The following is an 18,163-nucleotide window of genomic DNA, read 5'->3' as shown; positions in this document are numbered from 1 at the left end:
CTTTCCGAGCACGGTTCGAGACATGACGGATATCGAGACCATGGCAGGCCGCCAGGATATAGAGGCGCCGAGCGCGCATGGTCGCTTCGCCGCGCTGCGCGCCTTGCTGAAGCGCGCGCGTGGACTGCCCTTCCATCCCGCGGGGAACCTGCGGCCTGACGCTACCGCCGGCCATTGGCGCAGCGACGGCTTCGACTGCTATTTCTACGTGCCGCAGCGGCTGCCGGCCGGCCTCCTCTCCATCCGGTTCGCTGCGACCCTGCCCGATGCCGACGAGGAGAGGCAGGATCGCTGGCGCCTCTATTTCGATATCGGCGAAGGCTTCCGCGCCGAGGACAGCATCGCCATCCCCGTCGGCGGCGACAGGATCGAGATCGCGGCAATTATCGACCTGCCGGCCCCCGCCCGCGCCTTCCGCATCGACCCCAGCGAGACTCCTTGCCGCTTCGCGCTGCATGAACTGGCGCTGACATCGCTTGCCGTCGAACAACCCGGCGGATTGGCGGTGCTGCGCCAGCTGCGGAACCTGCATCGACGAGGCGTCCTCGGGCGCAAACTGATGCGGGCAGGCGGCATGCTGCTGCGCGGCGAATGGCAGGGCCTGCGCCAGCGGATCGCAGCCGGCGGCGGGGGAGAAGCGGCCGTCTATGCCAACTGGATACGCAAGAGGACCGTGACGGAGGAGCTGCGCCAGCGTTTCGTCACGAAGGCCAAAGCGTTTCCAGTCAAGCCGCGCTTCTCGGTGGTCATGCCGACATTCAACTCGCCGCCGGTCTTCCTCGCACAGGCGATCGAGTCCGTGCTGGCGCAGACCTATCCGGACTGGGAGCTGCTTGCCGTCGACGACGGCTCGACCGATCCGGCGACGCACCGCATCCTCAGGGAGTTCGCAGCCCGCGATCCGCGCGTCAGACCCACGTTCCTGCCAGCCAATGGCGGCATCGCGCAGGCCAGCAATGCGGCGCTCGCGCAGGCGAAGGGGGACTACATCGCGCTGCTCGACCATGACGACATGCTGGCGCCGCACGCGCTCCACGCCTTCGCGGATGCGATCAACCGCGATCCGCAGGCCGACTGGCTCTATTCGGACGAGGACAAGATCGACCAGGCCGGCCGCCGCTCCGCGCCCTTCTTCAAGCCGGACTGGTCGCCGGCCTATTTCCTCTCCTGCATGTACACCTGCCATCTCGGCGTCTACCGGACGAGCCTGGCGAGGCGCCTCGGCGGCTTCCGCCCCGAATTCGATTTCGCGCAGGATTACGACCTTGCGCTGCGCTTCGCCGCGGCAACGCAGCAGATCGTCCATATCCCCGATGTCCTCTACCACTGGCGCACGCTGCCGCAGTCGACCGCCTCGGGCGGCGAGGCCAAGCCGCAGGCCGAACTCGCGGCCCGGCGAGCGGTGCAGGATTTCGTCGACCACGGCCGGTATCCTGGAAGCGTCAGCCGAGGGCCATTGCCCGGCACGCATCGCGTAGGCTTCGACATCACCGGCGAGCCCCTGGTCTCGATCGCCATCCCGACCGCCGGCTATCGCAATGCCGCCGATACAGGCTGGTACGTGCTCGACCTCATCCGTTCGATCCGCGAGCGGACGACCTATCCTCATGTCGAGATCGTGGTCTCCGAGAATGGCGACCTGCAGCCGGAGCTGATGCAGGCGCTGCGCGATCTCGGTGCGCGGCTCATCCGCTATGACAGCGAGACCTTCAATCTCTCCGACAAGATGAACCGGCTCGCCGAAGCGGCGCGGGGCGAGTTCGTCATCCTGCTCAACGACGACATCCGGGTCATTTCGCGCGGCTGGATCGAGGAAATGCTGATGTGGTGCCAGCAGGACGGCATCTCGGGCGCCGGCGCGAAGCTGTTCTTCCCGGACGGGCGCATCCAGCATGCCGGCGTGCTGCTGCTGGGTCAGGGCCCATCGCACCCCTATTATCTGCACCACGGCTCGGAGATCGGGCAGGTCTGCTCGGCGGTCGTGCCGCGCGACTACAGCGCGGTGACAGGCGCCTGCACGATGATCAGGCGCGCGGATTTCCTGGCGGTCGGCGGCTACGATCCGGCCTATCGGATCAACTATAACGACGTCGATTTCTGCATGAGGCTCAATGCGCATACCGGCGGGCATTTCGTCTTCACGCCCTATGCCTGCCTGGAGCACCATGAATCCGTCAGCCGGCCGGAACCCGCGCCCGGCGAACTCGACGCATTCAACCGCCAATGGGCCGAGGTCGTCGGGCGCGATCCGTTCTACAATCCCAACCTGTCCCAGAGCTCCCCGCGTTTCGCGCTGGCGACCGATCCGCCGTCGCTTGCGGAGGTCTACGGGCTGTGAAGGCCGCGGGTCTGGTTCGCCGGGAAGGCGCCGTGCTAGAGCGGCGCCATGGCCTCGCGCTTCACCCTCGTCGAACCCGCCACCGCCCGGCAGGAAATCAAGAAGAGCCGCTTCATCGCCATGGCCGCTCCCGTAGCAGACGAAGCCGCGGCCAAGGAGTTCATCGCCGCGCAATCCGATCCGGAAGCCAATCACAATTGCTGGGCCTGGCGGTTCGGGCAGAGCTACCGCTTCAACGATGACGGGGAGCCGAGCGGCACGGCCGGCAAGCCGATCCTCGCGGCGATCGACGGACAGGCGCTCGACAGCGTCGCCGTCGTGGTCACCCGCTGGTTCGGCGGCATCCTGCTCGGCAGCGGCGGCCTGATCCGCGCCTATGGCGGCACGGCGGCGCTCTGTCTGCGCGAAGCCGGCAAGGTCGAGCTCGTCGAGATGGCTACGGCTTCGATCGCCTGCCCGTTCAGCGATCTCACGCGCGTCCAGGCGCGGCTTGCGGCGCTCGCGGGCGTGCAGATACGTGAGCAGGCCTTCACCGATACGGGCGCAGTCCTGACGATATCCGCACCAAAGACCGAGGTCGATGGCGTGACCCGGCTGGTGACCGACCTCACCAGCGGACGCGCGCTGATCCGGCACGACGCATAACTGCTCCTGTCAGGCCTGCCTCACACGCGGCGGAACAATGGCAAGCCATGGCTGTTACCCCTCCACCGTTTGGGATGGAGGCAATGATGGGCTTGCTCGAGATCGGCATGGTTCTGGCCTGCGCTTCTGCTTTCGGCTTCTACATCTCGGCCAGCGAAGATTGAGGCCGCCACGGTCATCGCGCGTCGCATGAGGGCGGGCGCGACGCGACCCAGTCCGGGAGCGCAGGCTCGCGCCCGGCATGTCGCTCATCGTCGTCGCCGGCCATATTGGCCGCGCATATCGAGAGTGGCGGCAAGAACCCGCCGATGGTCGGTGATGAATTCTTCCACCCGTCGCTTCGTCCGGTCGCGACCAATATCGGCTTCATCTTCGAGCAAGGTCCCTGGCCAGCGCGTGCCATGCGTGCCGCTTCCTCCTGCGCGCGGTAGAGGCGCTGATCGCAGTGACGCATATGCTGTTGCCGGTGCTGGGCCGCATCGTCTCCGACCAGGGTCGACAGCGCTGACTGGCTGCGGAATAGGCCAATCAGGCTTAAACAACCGCCGGACGGAGCCTATCGCGAGGGCCGTGTCCTCCCGGCCCGTTCGCATGCGGAGACCGGCCATGAATCCCATCGAAATCTGGGCGTTGGGCTATGCCCTGACACGCAGCTATCCTGCCCCGCGCGCCGTGCCCACCGGCCTGTGGCTGGAAATCAGCAAGCCCGATCAGCGCGGCCGCTTCGTACTGCCCGAATTCGATCCGGCGGCCTTCGCGGAATTGGCGCAGTCGATCGAGGAGCCGGGACGCAATGGTCGGAGATCGCCTCCGTGATCAGCCAAGGGACGCTAGATCGCGGCTCTGCTTCGGAACACGATCACAAGCCTCGCGTTCCAAACCGGTGCGAGCTGATTTATGAATGAGTGGAAGCCGGTCTTCTGCTCATCGCCATCAGCCACCAGGACTTCTGGGAACAGGCACAGCATGATGCGTCATCTCATCGCAGCGGCGGCGCTCTCGCTGGGTATGCTGGTCTCTCTCCCAGCCAGCGCCCAGTTCGATGCGACGCCTGGCAATGGACCGCTCTATCCCGGCGGCCCCCGGCAAGGTCTGGGGCCACCGTCGATCACCGACAGCGTTCCTGATATCCGGCTGCATTCGAGCCAAGGCGGCATTCCCGGCGCCGGGCCGGCGGTCGGCTCGGGCGCCAACGATTTGCGCTCCTACGAACCGTCTCCGAACAGGCTGTATCGCCGGACCGACCGGGTGAGCGGTTTCGGGCGCCATTGCCGGACACCATCGCGACAATGTGCCCTCGCACGAGCCGCCGCGCTGGGCGACGATTGCTCCTGCCGCACCTCCAGGAACGGGCGCAGGCAGGGTTACGTGGTTCGATAGCCGCCTGCCCTGCCAAGTGATCGATCCGGCGGCAGCTTGAATATTCCGGCCTGGACTGCAAGCCGGCTATTCCGCCCGACGCATTCCCGTGTGAAGATCGCACATCGGGGATGGATGGCCGGCATGACTCAAGCCTATACGCTCGACGCTCTCAAAGAGGATGTTGCCGCCGGCCGCATCGATACCGTGCTCGCCTGTCTCGTCGACATGCAGGGGCGCCTGATGGGCAAGCGCTTCCATGCCGCCTTCTTCCTCGAAAGCGGGCATCACGAGACGCATAGTTGCAACTACCTGCTCGCCACCGACATGGAGATGGAAACCGTAGCCGGCTATGCGGCGACGAGCTGGGCCGCCGGCTATGGCGACTACACGATGAAGCCGGACCTCTCGACCCTGTGCCGCGTGCCCTGGCTCGAAGGCACCGCGCTCGTGCTCTGCGATGTGCAGGACCATCACGGCCATGACATCCCGCATTCGCCGCGCGCGGTGCTGAAGAAGCAGGTCCGACGGCTCGAGGCGATGGGGCTCAAGGCCTATATGGCGACCGAGCTCGAATTCTTCCTGTTCGACCAGAGCTACGAGAACGCCTGCGCCAGCGGCTATCGCGACCTCAAGACCGCGAGCAGCTACAACGAGGATTACCACATCTTCCAGACGACCAAGGAAGAAGCGGTGATGCGGGCGATCCGCAACGGCTTGCAGGGCGCCGGCATCCCCGTGGAGAACTCCAAGGGCGAGGCTTCGGCCGGGCAGGAGGAGATCAATGTCCGCTATGCCGACGCGCTGACGATGGCGGACCGACATGCGATCATCAAGAACGCCTGCAAGGAGATCGCCTGGGCGCAGGGCAAGTCGATCACCTTCCTCGCCAAGTGGAGCAACGCGCATGCCGGCTCCTCCTCGCATATCCACCAGTCGCTCTGGAGCGCCGACGGCAAGACGCCGCATTTCCTCGATATGCAGGCGAAACACGGCATGTCGCCGCTGATGCGGAACTATGTGGCGGGCCTGCTGGCGCATGCCTCCGACATCACCTGTTTCCTCGCGCCCTATATCAATTCCTACAAGCGCTTCGTCGCCGGCACCTTCGCTCCGACCAAGGCGATCTGGAGCGCCGATAATCGTACCGCCGGCTACCGGCTCTGCGGTGCCAGCACCAAGGGCATCCGCATCGAATGCCGCGTCGGCGGCTCGGACCTCAACCCCTATCTCGCCATGGCGGCGCTGCTCGCCGCCGGCATCGACGGCATCGAGAAGAAGATGGAGCTGGAAGAGGCCTTCGTCGGCGATGCCTATGGCGGCCGGGATATCCGCGAAATCCCGAAGACCCTGCGCGACGCGACCGTGGCGCTGAAGGGCTCGGCGATGCTGTGCAGTGCCTTCGGTGACGACGTGATCGACCATTATGTCCGCGCCGCCGAATGGGAGCAGGAGGAATACGATCGCCGGATCACCGATTGGGAAGTGAAGCGCGGTTTCGAACGCGCCTGACCCGGCTCCCTCCTCTCACAGCGAATTTCAGCCAGACGGATGCCAATGATGACGATGATCCGATGCGTGTCGCCGGTGGACGGCTCGGTCTATGCCGAGCGGCCGGCTCTCAGCCTCGACGATGCCAAGGCCGTGGTCGCCCGCGCCCGCAAGGCGCAGAAGGCCTGGGCCAGGCGCCCGCTCGACGAGCGCATCGCGCTTGTGCTCAAGGGCGTCGCGCGCCTCAACGAGATGGGGCAGGACGTCGTGATCGAACTCGCCTGGCAGATGGGCCGGCCGATCAAGTACGGCGGCGAGTTCAAGGGCTTCAACGAGCGCTCGAACTACATGGCCTCGATCGCGAACGAGGCGCTGGCTCCGCTCGTCGTCGAGGACAGCGCCGCCTTCAAGCGCTTCATCGCGCACGAGCCGCATGGCGTCGTCTTCGTGATCGCGCCGTGGAACTATCCCTATATGACCGCGATCAACTCGGTCGCGCCGGCGCTGATCGCCGGCAATGCGGTCGTGCTCAAGCATGCCAGCCAGACCCTGCTCACCGGCGAGCGATTGGCGCGGGCCTTCCACGAGGCGGGCGTGCCGGAGGAGGTCTTCGCCAATGTCTTCCTGGACCATGAGACGTCGTCGCGCCTGATCGCCGAGAAGCAGTTCGACTTCATCAACTTCACCGGCTCGGTCGCGGGCGGGCAGGCGATCGAGCGCGCCGCCGCCGGCACCTTCACCGGGATCGGGCTGGAGCTCGGCGGCAAGGACCCCGGCTATGTCATGGAGGATGCCGATCTCGACAAGGCCGTCGACACACTGATGGACGGCGCGACCTTCAATTCCGGGCAGTGCTGCTGCGGCATCGAGCGCATCTATGTGCATGAGAGCCTCTACGACGCCTTTGTCGAGAAATCGGTCGCCTGGGTCTCGAATTACCGCCTCGGCAACCCGCTCGATCCCGAGACTTCGCTCGGCCCGATGGCGCATAAGCGCTTCGCACAGGTGGTGCGCGAGCAGATCGCCGAGGCGACAGCGAAAGGTGCACGGGCCCTGGTCGATCCCAAGCTGTTCCCGCAGGACGATGGCGGCGCCTATCTCGCGCCGCAGGTCCTGGTCGATGTCGACCATTCAATGACGATCATGCGCGAGGAGACATTTGGCCCGGCGGTCGGCATCATGAAGGTGCGCGACGATGCCGAGGCCCTCGCGCTGATGAACGACTCGAAATACGGTCTCACGGTCTCGCTCTGGACCGGCGATGCCGAGCGCGCCGCGCGGCTCGGACAAGACCTCGAAACCGGCACCGTCTTCATGAACCGCGCCGATTATCTCGATCCGGCCCTGTGCTGGACCGGCGTCAAGGAGACCGGGCGGGGCGGCTCGCTCTCGGTCATCGGCTTCCACAACCTCACCCGTCCGAAATCCTACCATCTGAAGAGAGCTGGCTGATGCCGATCACCGCGAACTGGAGCTATCCGACCGCCGTCAAGCTGGGCGCCGGGCGGATCAGGGAACTGGCCGATCACTGCAAGGCGCTCGGCATGAAGCGGCCGTTGCTCGTGACCGACCGAGGCCTCGCGAGCATGGCGATCACTGCCAATGCGCTCGACATCCTCGAAGCCGGCGGACTCGGCCGCGCGATCTTCGCCGATGTCGACCCCAACCCGAACGACCGCAATCTCGACGACGGCGTCCGCGCCTTCAAGGCGGGCGGGCATGACGGCGTCGTCGCCTTCGGCGGCGGCTCCGGCCTCGATCTCGGCAAATGCGTGGCCTTCATGGCCGGGCAGACCCGTCCGGTCTGGGATTTCGAGGATGTCGGCGACTGGTGGACGCGCGCCTCCGTCGAGGGTATCGCGCCGATCGTCGCGGTGCCGACCACGGCGGGAACCGGCTCCGAGGTCGGCCGCGCCTCGGTCATCACCAATTCGCAGACCCATACCAAGAAGATCATCTTCCACCCGAAATTCCTGCCGGGCGTGACGATCTGCGACCCCGAACTGACGGTCGGCATGCCCAAGGCGATCACCGCCGGCACCGGCATGGACGCCTTCGCGCATTGCCTCGAAGCCTATTCCTCGCCGTTCTTCCATCCGATGAGCCAGGGCATCGCGCTCGAAGGCATGCGGCTGGTGAAGACCTATCTGCCGCGCGCCTATGCCGACGGCAGCGATATCGAGGCGCGTACGCAGATGATGGCCGCCGCCGCGATGGGCGCCGTCGCCTTCCAGAAGGGGCTCGGCGCGATCCATTCGCTCTCCCACCCGGTCGGGGCGGTCTACCACACCCATCACGGCACCACGAACGCTGTGGTGATGCCGCCGGTGCTGGGCTTCAATCGCCCGGCGATCGAGGACAGGATCGCGGCGGCAGCCGCCTATCTCGGTATCCCCGGCGGCTTCGACGGCTTCTATGATTTCGTACTGAAACTGCGGGCTGATCTTGGCATTCCCGACAAGCTCGCGGCGCTCGGCGTCGGCACCGACCGGATCGACGAGCTGGCCGAAGCCGCCGTGGCCGACCCCTCGACCGGCGGCAACCCGGTGGAGCTGACTGTCGATGCGGCGCGCAAGCTGCTGATCGAGTCGATCTGAGATCGATGGATGCTATCGGCCGGCGCGCAAACTGCGGACGATGTTCGCGGCGCGCCGGATCGCGGTGATCGCGGCACCGACCGCAATGAGCCAGAGTGCGCCAACGAGCACCTGATTGTGGCCGCTCCAGAGCGGCTCCAGCAGCGACAGCACGGCCGCGGCCGTGATCATCGCCATGCGGTGCTGCTTGGCCATCGGCCCGGAGAAATCGGCGGGCAGGCCGCAATTGCGTCCGAGCTCGCGGGCATAGGCGGTCAGCACGGCAAAGGCCGCTGCGGCCCAGCCCAGCGTCGGCACGCTTGCGCCATAGCCGGCGCCGATAAGGATCAGGATATCGGCGACGCGGTCAGGGAATTCGTTCCAGAACGGCCCGTCCGGCGCCTGCTTGCCGCCCTCGATCGCCACCATCCCGTCGAAGAGGTTGCAGAGCAGCCGGAACTGGCAGAAGAGCGCGGCGACGAGCAGCAAGGCAATGCGCGAGCCGCCCGTGGCCGCACCCGCATGCCAGAAGGCGATGCCGGCGACGGCCGCCATCGCCATGCTCGCCATCGAGATCTGGTTCGGCGTCACGGATGCCGTGCTCAAGCGGCGGGCAATCGTGCGGGCCCAGCCTGAATCGCGACTGGCGAGCGGGCGGCGGTTCTCGTCCTGCGCCATGAGTCAGGCCTTCCGGATGCGCCAGAGCGAATAATTGTAGAGCGCGGCGTAGCTCGTCGCGACGGTGAGCGGCACGGCGATGGTCTTCGCGATCTCGGGCGTGCCACCGATCGTATGGAGAAGAGTCAGCAGGCTCGCGGAGACGAGGCCGGCGATCACCGGCGGCGCCAGCAAGGCTGCGAGGCCGGAGAAGCGGCTGGCGAGATATTCGATCGCGCGCTTCAGGACCAGCGTGATCGTCGCCGAGATCGCGCCCTGCAGGAGCCCAGCCTGAAGCGGCGCCGGCATCGGGTGGGCGCGGTTGGCGAAGGCCGCCCAACTGCCCATCGCGACGAAAGCGAAACCGACATGGACGATGCTGCTCCGCATCAGGCGCGCGAGCGGTCCGCTCATACGGCCGACCAGCCATAGCGGACGAGATGGAAGAAGATCGGGGCGGAGAAGACGACCGAGTCGAGCCGGTCGATGAAGCCGCCATGGCCGGCGATCAGGTTACCCCAATCCTTGACGCCGCGATCGCGCTTGATCGCCGACATGACGAGACCGCCGAAGAAGCCCATGAGGACGATGACCAGCGCGAGGAAAGCCGCCTGAAGCGGCGTGAAAGGCGTCATCCAGGACAAGCCGGCGCCGACCGCGGTGGCGCTCAGCGCGCCGCCGACGAAGCCCTCGACCGTCTTCGAGGGCGAGAGCTTCGGCGCGATCTTGGTGCGTCCCAGAAGCTTGCCCCAGACATATTGCAGGACGTCGCTGATCTGCACGACGATGACGAGGAAGGCGATCAGCAGGACGTTGCGGCCTTCGTAGCCGGCGATACCGAGGCTGAGCAAAGCCGGCACATGCGAGGTGGCGAAGACGCAGATCATCAGCGCCCATTGCACCTCGGCGATGCGCACGAGGAAATGCTCGGTGTCGCCGCGCGCCGCCGCGATGATCGGCATCAGCAGGAAGGCGTAGACGGGGATGAAGATCGAGTAGAGCCCATACCACTCGATCCAGATCAGATAATATTGCACCGGCAGCACGATGAAGAAGGCCGCGGCCAGCGCCCAGTGATCGGCGCGGCGGGTATCGGTCAGCGTGATGAATTCGCGCAAGGCGGCGAAGGAGCAGAAGCCGAAGAGCAGGGTGACGCCGGTCTTGCCACCGATGAGGGCAAGCCCCATCAGCACGACCATGACCCACCAGGCCCGGATGCGGTCGTTCAGGTTCTCGACCACGGCATTGGAGCCATCCGGCGAGAGCTTGCGCTGCAGCACGAAGCCGATCGTCGAGGCAAGGACGAGAACGCCGAGAATGCCGGCGAGCACGGCCACCAGATCGGGATGCGGCATCGTCATGACGCGTTCGACTTGGGGGACAGGGCGAGCAGCGCGGCCTCAGTCCGCGCCAGGAAATCGGGCTTGGCCTCACCGTCAGCGAGGCGCAGCGGCGCGCCGAAGGTGACCGTGCAGATCAGCGGGATCGGCACGAACTCGCCCTTGGGCATGACGCGGTTGAGATTGTCGATCCAGGCCGGCACGAGCGCCACGTTCGGCCTGGTCTGCGCCAGATGGAACAGGCCGCTCTTGAACGGCAGCAGGCGCGCCTCGGTGGTGTTGCGCGTGCCCTCCGGGAAGACGATCAGCGAAGAGCCGGCATCGAGCGCCTCGGTCATCTGCGCGATCGGATCGCTGGTGCGGCTCTCGCGGTCGCGGTCGATCAGCACGGCGTTGAAGACGTCGCGGCCGATGAAGCGCCGCAGGCTGCCCTTCAGCCAGTAGTCGCTGCCCGCGACCGGCCGGGTGATGAAGCGTATGCGCCGCGGCAGCACAGTCCAGATCAGGACGAAATCGCCGTGGCTTGCATGGTTGGCGAAGTAGATACGCTGCTCGTCGGTAGGCTCGACGCCCGCCCAGCGGCCGCGGACGGCCGTGATGAAGCGGGCGAAGAAGAGAATGAGCGCGCCAGCCAGACTTGCCCCTGCCCCACGCATGCGCCGTTTCCGCCCCCGTTAGCCTTCCAGAGGAGGTAGCGCCTGTTTCGAGCCCTGTCGATATCGGCAACAGGCGGACGCCCCCGCCGTCACCTGATCGAGGTCACGACGGGAGGATGAGCAAAGCAACCGGGCGTCGCGATGGCGCCCGAAGTTGATCTCAGATCGCGCGGGTGATGCCACCGTCGACGCGCAGGTTCTGGCCGGTGATATAGGCCGCGTCCTTCGAGGCGAGGAAGGCGATGGTGCCGGCGATCTCGTCGCTGGTGCCATAGCGCTGCATCGGCACGCCCTGCCGCCGCTCCTCGGTCGCCGGCAGGCTGTCGATCCAGCCCGGCAGCACGTTGTTCATGCGGATATTGTCGGCCGCATAGGTGTCGGCGAAGATCTTGGTGAAGGAGGCGAGCCCGGCGCGGAACACCGCCGAGGTCGGGAACATCGAACTCGGCTCGAAGGCCCAGGCCGTCGAGATGTTGATGATCGCGCCGGCCTTCTGCTTCTGCATGATCGGCGTCACCAGGCGCGTCGGCCGGATGGCATTGAGCAGATAGGTGTCCATGCCGCGATGCCAGTCCTCGTCGGTGATGTCGAGGATCGGCGCGCGCGGCCCATGACCGGCGCTGTTGACGAGCACGTCGACGCGGCCCCAGCGCTCCATAGCGAGATCGACAAGGCGCTTCAGGTCGTCGTTCGACTGGTTCGAGCCGGTGACGCCGATGCCGCCGAGCTCGACGGCCAACGCCTCGCCCTTGCCCGAAGAGGAGAGAATGCCGACGGCGAAGCCGTCCTGCGCCAGGCGCTTCGCCGCCGCGGCGCCCATGCCGCTTCCGCCCGCCGTGACCAGCGCCACTTTTTCTACCGACATGCTATCCTCCGGTTCGATACCGCGGCAGCCCATGTCGCCGCAGAAGCCTCGTTCGCTTCATCACTAGCACCGCCGAAGCCGAGCGGCGAACCAGTTCCGCACAGCGCAGCCAGTAGAAAAACTATCGTATGCCTTCGTCATCTCGCCGCTTGCCGCCTTTGAACGGCCTCCGTGTTTTCGAGGTCGTGTCCCGCCACCTCAATTTCCGGCTCGCTGCCGAAGAGATCGGGGTGACGCAAGGCGCCGTCGCGCAGTTGATCCGCGGCCTCGAAGCCGAGCTTGGCATGAAGCTGTTTCAGCGCCGCCCCCAGGGCCTGGAGCCAACCGAGGCCGGGCAGCAATATGCCGCCAAGATCCGGCGCGCCTTCGAGCTGATCGCAGAAGCGACGCGGGAGCTGCGCGCCGAACCGCAGCGCCTCACGATCAGCGTCACGCCGAGCCTCGCCTCGCGCTGGCTCATTCCACGCCTGACCGATTTCACAGCCGCCCATCCTACGATCGACCTGCGGATCGTCGCGACCGACCGCCTCTCGAATTTCGAGACGGACGACGTCGATCTTGCGATCAGGCTCGGGCAGCCGCCATTCGGCCCCGGACTCAATGCGGAATTGCTGCACGCGCAGACCATCGTCGCCATCGGCAGCCCGCTACTGGTCGAAAAGCTCGGCGCCCCCGGCGATCCCCGGAATTTTGCGCGCTATCCGTTGTTGCACGATGCCCACGACTTCTGGCCAGCCTTCCTTGGCTTTGCCTTCCCGGCTGGCGCGCCCACCTCTGCGCAGAATGTACGCTTCAACCAGACCTCGCTCGCGGTCGAAGCGGCGATCGCCGGCCAGGGCCTCGCACTGGCCAGCCTTTTCCTTGTGGCCGATGACATCGCATCAGGCCGTTTGGCCCGTATTCTCCCGGCGGAGCTGCCCGTCGATGCAGGATTCCATATCGTCACCCCGCGAAAACCTCGGCATCCCGGCCCGGTCGAAGAGGTCTGTCGCTGGCTGGCCGAAGCTGCCGCGGGACACCGCGCTGTCCGGTCGGCTCGCCGCCCCAGTTCGCGATCGGACGCCGCGCTCGCATAATCTCAGTTCCGCGAAACAAATTTGCATCCGGCCGACAGGATTGCAGCGCTTCTTTCGACGCATCTGCATTATCCCTTCGGAACTCCGCAAACGAGGCCGCATCGATGCCCAAGCTCGATCTCGACGATCTCCAGTCACAGATGACCGAATGGCGCCGCCACCTGCACACCCATCCCGAGTTCGGCTTCGAAGAGACGCGGACCGCCGCCTTCGTCGCGGCAAAGCTGCGTGAATTCGGCCTGAACGAGGTCGTCGAGGGCATCGGCGGCACCGGCGTCGTCGGCACGCTCAAGCGCGGCAGCGGCAACCGCGCCATCGCCTTGCGCGCCGACATGGATGCTTTGCGCATCACCGAACAGGACGACCAGCCCTATCGCTCGCAGACGCCCGGCGTGATGCATGCCTGCGGCCATGACGGCCATACCAGCATGCTGCTCGGCGCGGCCAAGCTGCTGGCGGAGGAAGGCGGTTTCGACGGCACCGTGCGCTTCCTGTTCCAGCCGGCTGAGGAATGGGGGCGCGGCGCGCTTGCCATGCTCGATGACGGGTTGATGGAGCGCTTCCCCTTCGACGAGATTTATGGCCTGCACAACATGCCTGGCCTCGGCATCGGCCGCTTCGAGACGCGCGCCGGCTCCTTCATGTCGGCCGAGGACAATTTCGAGATCGTTTTGAAAGGTGTCGGTGGCCATGCAGCCCGGCCGCATTCCGGCAGCGAGGTTCTCGTTGCAGCCTGCGCGCTCGTGATGCAGCTCCAGACCATTGTCTCGCGCCGCCTGAGCCCGGCCGATATCGCGGTCGTCTCGGTGACCGAACTGCTGACGGACGGTACCCGCAACGTGCTGCCCGGAACGGCCCGCATCCTCGGCGACGCCCGCAGCTTCCGCCCCGAGGTCAGCGCCGAGATCGAACGGCAGATGAGCATCATCGCGCGCGGCACGGCCGAGAGCTACAACCTCGCCTGCGAGATTACCTATACGCGCGAATTCGTGCCGCTGGTGAATGACGCGGCGCTCTCGGAGGAGGTGCTCGCCACTGCCCGCACCGTGTTGGGCGACGACAATGTCGCGATCGCGTCCGAGCCGATGACGGGCTCGGAGGACTTCGCCCGCTTCCTCGACCATGTGCCCGGCTGCTTCGCCTATGTCGGCAATGGCGAGGGCTCGGCCCCGCTGCACAACGCATCCTATGACTTCGACGATCGCGGGCTGATCCACGGCGCGCGGTTCCACGCCGGAATCGTCAGGCACAGGCTGGGAGCCGGCTGAGCTTCAGACGCGCCGGAGACAAATCTTTCCGGCTGCCGCGCCATCGAGGAAGCGGCTTGCAAACATTCCCCGATCTATGGAGCCAAACCCTACGCTCACCGGCGTAGACATGAGCCTGTACTCGCCTCCATGGCTGTCGAACAGGCTCATGCTTCAATATTCAGGCGCGCTTCGGCCGGCGCACGGCCCGCAGGGTACTCTTGCCGCCATCGCCGCAATAGAACAGGCTGGCGCCATCCGATTCCAGACCGGAGAGGCCCACGCCGGAGGGCATCGCGAGCGCATCCAGCCCCTTGCCAGTAGCAGGGTCGATCCGGCGCAATTCGCTTTCACCCTCCTCCCAGGTGCCGTGCCACAACTCGCCGTCGACCCAGGTCACGCCGGTGACGAAGCGGTTGGTCTCGATGCTGCGCAGCACCTTGCCGGTGGCCGGGTCGATCTGGTGGATCTTGCGCTCGCGGTAATGGCCGACCCAGAGCGAGCCCTCGGCCCAGGCCAGGCCGGAATCACCGCCCTTGCCCGGCGCCGGGATCGTGCCAAGCACGGAGCCGGTCCGCGGGTCGATTTTCTGGATGCGGTCCTCGGCGATCTGGAAGAGATGCGTGCCGTCGAAGGCCGTGCCGGCATGGGCGGGAACGTCAATCGTGCGGACGACCTCGCCGCTGATGGTATCGAGTTCATTCAGCCGGTCGCCAGACGCGAACCAGACATTGACGCCGTCGAAGCTGACGCCGTGGACCTTCTCGACGCCCGGAAACGGGCCGTAAGTGCGGGCGATATCGGCAGCGGGGATCGTCATGGCGTTGCTCCTGCGTCTGTGTCAGGCTCGACCCTAGCCATCCGGCCATGACGCCGGGAGTAACAAACTCGTCGCGAAACCCGGCATCGGCGGCATCACCCAGCGGCGGGCCCGTGCCTGCCCATAGGACTGGACCTTGCCGGTCCCGGCGAGAGCATCGAGCGCACGCTGGACGCTGCGCTGGCTCGATCCGAGCGCCAGCGCCAAAGCGGAGCTCGACCATGTCTCACCATCGGCCATGAGGGCGAGCACCGTGGCATGCTTCTCCTCGACCGGGCGCGCGAGCACCACGATCCCGGTCGCGCGGCGCGGCGCGATGACGAAGCCGGCTTCCGTTGCGCTGATCCGCGCCAATGGCCGCAACGCCGCGCGCAGACGGCCGATCTCGACGCGCAATCGCGCCCGGTGCGATTCATCGGTGAAGCGCGAGCCGAAGGCACTGGCGATCAGCACATCGCGCGGCGCATCCATCGGCCAAGCTTCGGCCAGGGTCCGAACCAGGGCAAAGAGCACGGGGCGCGTCGCCAGCGACACGAAGCCGGCCTGGTCGCGGACACCGTGGCGGCAGGCATCGACGATCAGCACCTCCGAGGCTTGCAGATCCTCGACCGCGTCCAGCAGCAAGGGATGCTCGACGCCATCGGCGATCAGGCGCGCCGCCGGTTCCTCGAGCAGGCGGCTTGCAGCTTCGACCTCGGCGATCAGCGCCGGGATTCTGGCGCGACCGGCTGCCTCGCCCGCTTCCGCCAGCGCGGCTCGCGCGTTTCGCGCTGCCATGCGGCGCAAGGCGATGCCGGCGCGGGCTAATCCGTGGATGGAGCGCAGCGCGGCCGGAAGACGGGCCGGATCAATGCCGACGAGCCGCTCGTGGGCATGGTCGAGACGGCCGATCAGCAGGAGCCGACGAATGTCGAGCAGGCGGGCATGGGCGGCGTTCGCCCAGTCGCCATGGGCTTCGAGCACCGCGCCGGCCTCTTCGAGCCTTCCCGGTGCCCAGCCGAGATCGCGCGCGGCCAGGGCGACCTCCGCTTCGGCGACCGTGCAGCGGGCACGCGCGACTGCTTCCTTCGTCCCGAAGGCACGGCCGGCGCGGCGCAGCAAAATCTTGGCACGGGCGAAGTCGCCGAGCTGCGCCATCGCGATGCCACGCAGCGCCAGGGCCGGCGCGTCGTCGCGCAAGGCGACTCGGTTCAGCGCGCCCAACGGATCGCCCTTTGCCAAGGCCTGCGCCGCCGCCGTGATCAGCGAGTCCATCGGAATCCCGCCAAACTTGTCACTCCCACCCTCTGCCGCCCTCGCCTTACCACCGATCGTGACGCCGCATCGAGTGTCGAGGCGGCGCGGACATCTGGCGACAGGAGTGAGACATCATGACCAGTCATGCGATCGGAACGCGCGAAGAATGGCTTGCCGCCCGGCTCGAACTGCTGGAGGCCGAGAAGGCGTATACGCGGCAGGGCGATGCGCTCGCCGAACGGCGGCAGGCGCTGCCCTGGGTCAAGGTCGAGAAGGACTACGTCTTCCAGACCGAACAGGGCGACGCCTCATTCGCCGACCTGTTCCAGGGGCGCTCGCAGCTCCTCGTCTACCATTTCATGTTCGGCCCGGACTACAAGGCCGGCTGCCCGTCCTGCTCGGCGATCGCCGACGGGTTCAACGGCTCGACCACCCATCTCGCGAATCACGACGTGATGCTCTGGGCGATCTCGCGGGCGCCGATCGACAAGCTCATCGCCTTCCGCGACCGGATGGGCTGGAGCTTCCCCTGGGCCTCGTCCGGCGAGAGCGACTTCAATTTCGACTACAACGTCTCCTTCACGGAGATGCAGGAGCGGACGCAGGGCGTCGACTACAATTTCCGCCATCAGCCGAAATTCGAATGGCGCGGCCCCAGCAACGAATTCGAACGCTCCTTCGCCACGATGGCCGGGGTGGACGTGCCAACCTATCACCGCGACCGGCCGGGCATGAGCGCCTTCATCCGCGAGGGCGGCGCGATCTATCACACCTATTCCAGCTATTCGCGCGGCGTGGACGGCGTCTGGGGCATGTATGCCTGGCTCGACCGCGCGCCGAAGGGCCGCAACGAGGCCGATGGGCCGTGGTGGCTCCATCGCGACCGCTACGCCGCCCGCCAAGCCGTGTCGTGAACGCGATCCGGACAGGTTGCGAAACGAACCCCGCGTCCGGTCGACAGGCCGGGCGCGGGGCTCCGTTCGTCTTCTTCGGAACGGTGGCCCTGCTCTTCACAGCTGCCACGGCCGTCACGATCCTGTCCTGCGCCTCGATGGAGACGATGGGCGCGGTGCCAATGGCCGGCGGCTGGCTGCTCTCGGGGATCTGGCTGCCGCTCTGCGGCCAATCATGGTTCGAGACCGCCGCCAGCTTCCTCGGCATGTGGTTCGTAATGATGGTCGCCATGATGCTGCCGTCGCTGTCGCCGGTGCTGTGGCATTATCGGAAGGCATCGCTCGAAATCGGAGCAAAACAGCCCGACGGGCTCGCGGCGCTGGCCGGCGCCGGCTATTTCGCCGTCTGGACCGGCTTCGGCCTTGTCGTCTTTCTGCTCGGCGCTGCCCTTGCGCAGATCGCCGTGCAGTTTCCCTCACTTAGCCGCCTTGGTCCGGTAGCGGGCGCGCTCCTCGCCCTGATCGCCGGGCTCTCACAGTTCACGCATTGGAAGGCTCTGCTGCTGGCGGATTACGGCAGGCTTCCTAACGTCTTGTCGGCACGTATCGGGCTGTTGGAAGCAGTTCGAACCGGCACCGCTCTCGGCCTGCGCTGCTGCCTGTCCTGCATCGGCCCGATGGCAGCGTTGACCGTGAGTGGCCTCATGGACTTGCGCCTGATGGCCGGCGCAACGATCGCCCTTACGGCCGAGCGCCTCCTGCCGGCGGCAACACGCATCGCAGACGCCATCGGCGTCGCTATGGCCGCGGCCGGGCTGCTTCTGCTCGTGCAGGCGCTCGGATGACCAGCTCCGCGCAGGGCGCCCGCGGCGACCAGTTTAGCATGGCGCCGGCAAAGCTCCTTGACGCAGCGCAAATTCACTGCTTCATTCACCTAAAGCATCAAGTGTAAAAGTTGATGCAT

Annotated in this window: 17 protein-coding genes; 10 read left to right on the top strand and 7 right to left on the bottom strand. The window is 66.4% G+C overall.

Annotation, left to right across the window (positions count from 1 at the left end; genetic code table 11):
• Positions 1-22 precede the first annotated feature (22 nt).
• From Q0Q36_RS10710 to Q0Q36_RS10685, 6 genes are all read left to right on the top strand, one after another.
• Positions 23-2,338: a glycosyltransferase gene (locus Q0Q36_RS10710; protein ID WP_293798026.1), complete on the top strand. Its 2,316-nt coding sequence runs from the start codon at positions 23-25 to the stop codon at positions 2,336-2,338.
• Positions 2,339-2,386: 48 nt separating this feature from the next.
• Positions 2,387-2,983 carry a YigZ family protein gene (locus Q0Q36_RS10705; protein WP_293798023.1) on the top strand — a complete coding sequence of 199 codons (597 nt, stop codon included), beginning with the start codon at positions 2,387-2,389 and terminating at the stop codon, positions 2,981-2,983.
• Between the two features lie 606 nt (positions 2,984-3,589).
• Positions 3,590-3,799, top strand: coding sequence for a hypothetical protein (locus Q0Q36_RS10700; protein ID WP_293798022.1), 210 nt, complete (start codon positions 3,590-3,592; stop codon positions 3,797-3,799).
• Positions 3,800-4,486: 687 nt separating this feature from the next.
• Positions 4,487-5,854: a glutamine synthetase family protein gene (locus tag Q0Q36_RS10695; protein ID WP_293798020.1), complete on the top strand. Its 1,368-nt coding sequence runs from the start codon at positions 4,487-4,489 to the stop codon at positions 5,852-5,854.
• 48 nt (positions 5,855-5,902) lie between these two features.
• A complete protein-coding gene (locus Q0Q36_RS10690; protein ID WP_293798019.1) occupies positions 5,903-7,285 on the top strand; it encodes an aldehyde dehydrogenase family protein in 1,383 nt (460 codons plus the stop codon).
• Positions 7,285-8,430, top strand: a complete 1,146-nt coding sequence (locus tag Q0Q36_RS10685) for an iron-containing alcohol dehydrogenase (RefSeq protein ID WP_293798018.1) — start codon at positions 7,285-7,287, stop codon at positions 8,428-8,430. Before Q0Q36_RS10690 ends, Q0Q36_RS10685 begins: the two co-directional genes overlap by 1 nt.
• Positions 8,431-8,442: 12 nt before the next feature.
• Here the strand turns inward: Q0Q36_RS10685 and Q0Q36_RS10680 are convergent, their stop codons facing one another.
• The 5 genes from Q0Q36_RS10680 to Q0Q36_RS10660 all read right to left on the bottom strand — a co-directional run bounded on the left by Q0Q36_RS10680 (position 8,443) and on the right by Q0Q36_RS10660 (position 11,927).
• On the bottom strand, positions 8,443-9,087 hold the full coding sequence (locus Q0Q36_RS10680) for a CDP-alcohol phosphatidyltransferase family protein (RefSeq protein ID WP_293798017.1): 645 nt from the start codon (positions 9,085-9,087) through the stop codon (positions 8,443-8,445).
• A gap of 3 nt (positions 9,088-9,090) precedes the next feature.
• Positions 9,091-9,480, bottom strand: coding sequence for a hypothetical protein (locus tag Q0Q36_RS10675; protein WP_293798016.1), 390 nt, complete (start codon positions 9,478-9,480; stop codon positions 9,091-9,093).
• Positions 9,477-10,427, bottom strand: a complete 951-nt coding sequence (locus Q0Q36_RS10670; protein WP_293798014.1) for a phosphatidate cytidylyltransferase — start codon at positions 10,425-10,427, stop codon at positions 9,477-9,479. The genes Q0Q36_RS10675 and Q0Q36_RS10670 overlap by 4 nt, the downstream gene beginning before the upstream one ends.
• Positions 10,424-11,062, bottom strand: a complete 639-nt coding sequence (locus Q0Q36_RS10665) for a 1-acyl-sn-glycerol-3-phosphate acyltransferase (RefSeq protein WP_293798013.1) — start codon at positions 11,060-11,062, stop codon at positions 10,424-10,426. Before Q0Q36_RS10665 ends, Q0Q36_RS10670 begins: the two co-directional genes overlap by 4 nt.
• A gap of 160 nt (positions 11,063-11,222) precedes the next feature.
• Positions 11,223-11,927, bottom strand: coding sequence for an SDR family oxidoreductase (locus Q0Q36_RS10660; protein WP_293798011.1), 705 nt, complete (start codon positions 11,925-11,927; stop codon positions 11,223-11,225).
• Between the two features lie 128 nt (positions 11,928-12,055).
• Here Q0Q36_RS10660 and Q0Q36_RS10655 point away from each other — a divergent pair, with 128 nt between their 5' ends.
• Together Q0Q36_RS10655 and Q0Q36_RS10650 are read left to right on the top strand one after the other, a co-directional pair.
• Positions 12,056-13,003 carry a LysR substrate-binding domain-containing protein gene (locus Q0Q36_RS10655; protein ID WP_293798010.1) on the top strand — a complete coding sequence of 316 codons (948 nt, stop codon included), beginning with the start codon at positions 12,056-12,058 and terminating at the stop codon, positions 13,001-13,003.
• A 104-nt stretch (positions 13,004-13,107) separates the two neighbouring features.
• On the top strand, positions 13,108-14,271 hold the full coding sequence (locus Q0Q36_RS10650) for a M20 aminoacylase family protein (RefSeq protein WP_293798008.1): 1,164 nt from the start codon (positions 13,108-13,110) through the stop codon (positions 14,269-14,271).
• 160 nt (positions 14,272-14,431) lie between these two features.
• Here Q0Q36_RS10650 and Q0Q36_RS10645 read toward each other — a convergent pair whose 3' ends face one another.
• The gene (locus tag Q0Q36_RS10645) at positions 14,432-15,070 is read right to left on the bottom strand and encodes a glutamine cyclotransferase (RefSeq protein WP_293798006.1); all 639 of its coding nucleotides are present in this window, start codon (positions 15,068-15,070) and stop codon (positions 14,432-14,434) included.
• 33 nt (positions 15,071-15,103) lie between these two features.
• A complete protein-coding gene (locus Q0Q36_RS10640) occupies positions 15,104-16,324 on the bottom strand; it encodes a helix-turn-helix domain-containing protein (protein WP_293798005.1) in 1,221 nt (406 codons plus the stop codon).
• Between the two features lie 116 nt (positions 16,325-16,440).
• On the opposite strand from Q0Q36_RS10640, the gene Q0Q36_RS10635 reads away from it, so the two are divergent.
• Entirely contained in the window at positions 16,441-17,220 is a 780-nt protein-coding gene (locus tag Q0Q36_RS10635; protein WP_293798004.1) for a DUF899 domain-containing protein, read from the top strand.
• Positions 17,221-17,303: 83 nt separating this feature from the next.
• Positions 17,304-18,044 carry a DUF2182 domain-containing protein gene (locus Q0Q36_RS10630; RefSeq protein ID WP_293798003.1) on the top strand — a complete coding sequence of 247 codons (741 nt, stop codon included), beginning with the start codon at positions 17,304-17,306 and terminating at the stop codon, positions 18,042-18,044.
• Positions 18,045-18,163: the final 119 nt, after the last annotated feature.

It is taken from the genome of uncultured Allobosea sp. (assembly GCF_945957345.1).
Lineage (GTDB): Bacteria > Pseudomonadota > Alphaproteobacteria > Rhizobiales > Beijerinckiaceae > Allobosea.
The sequence above is the reverse complement of the archived record's forward strand: the minus strand, read 5'-3'. Positions and strand labels throughout refer to the sequence as shown.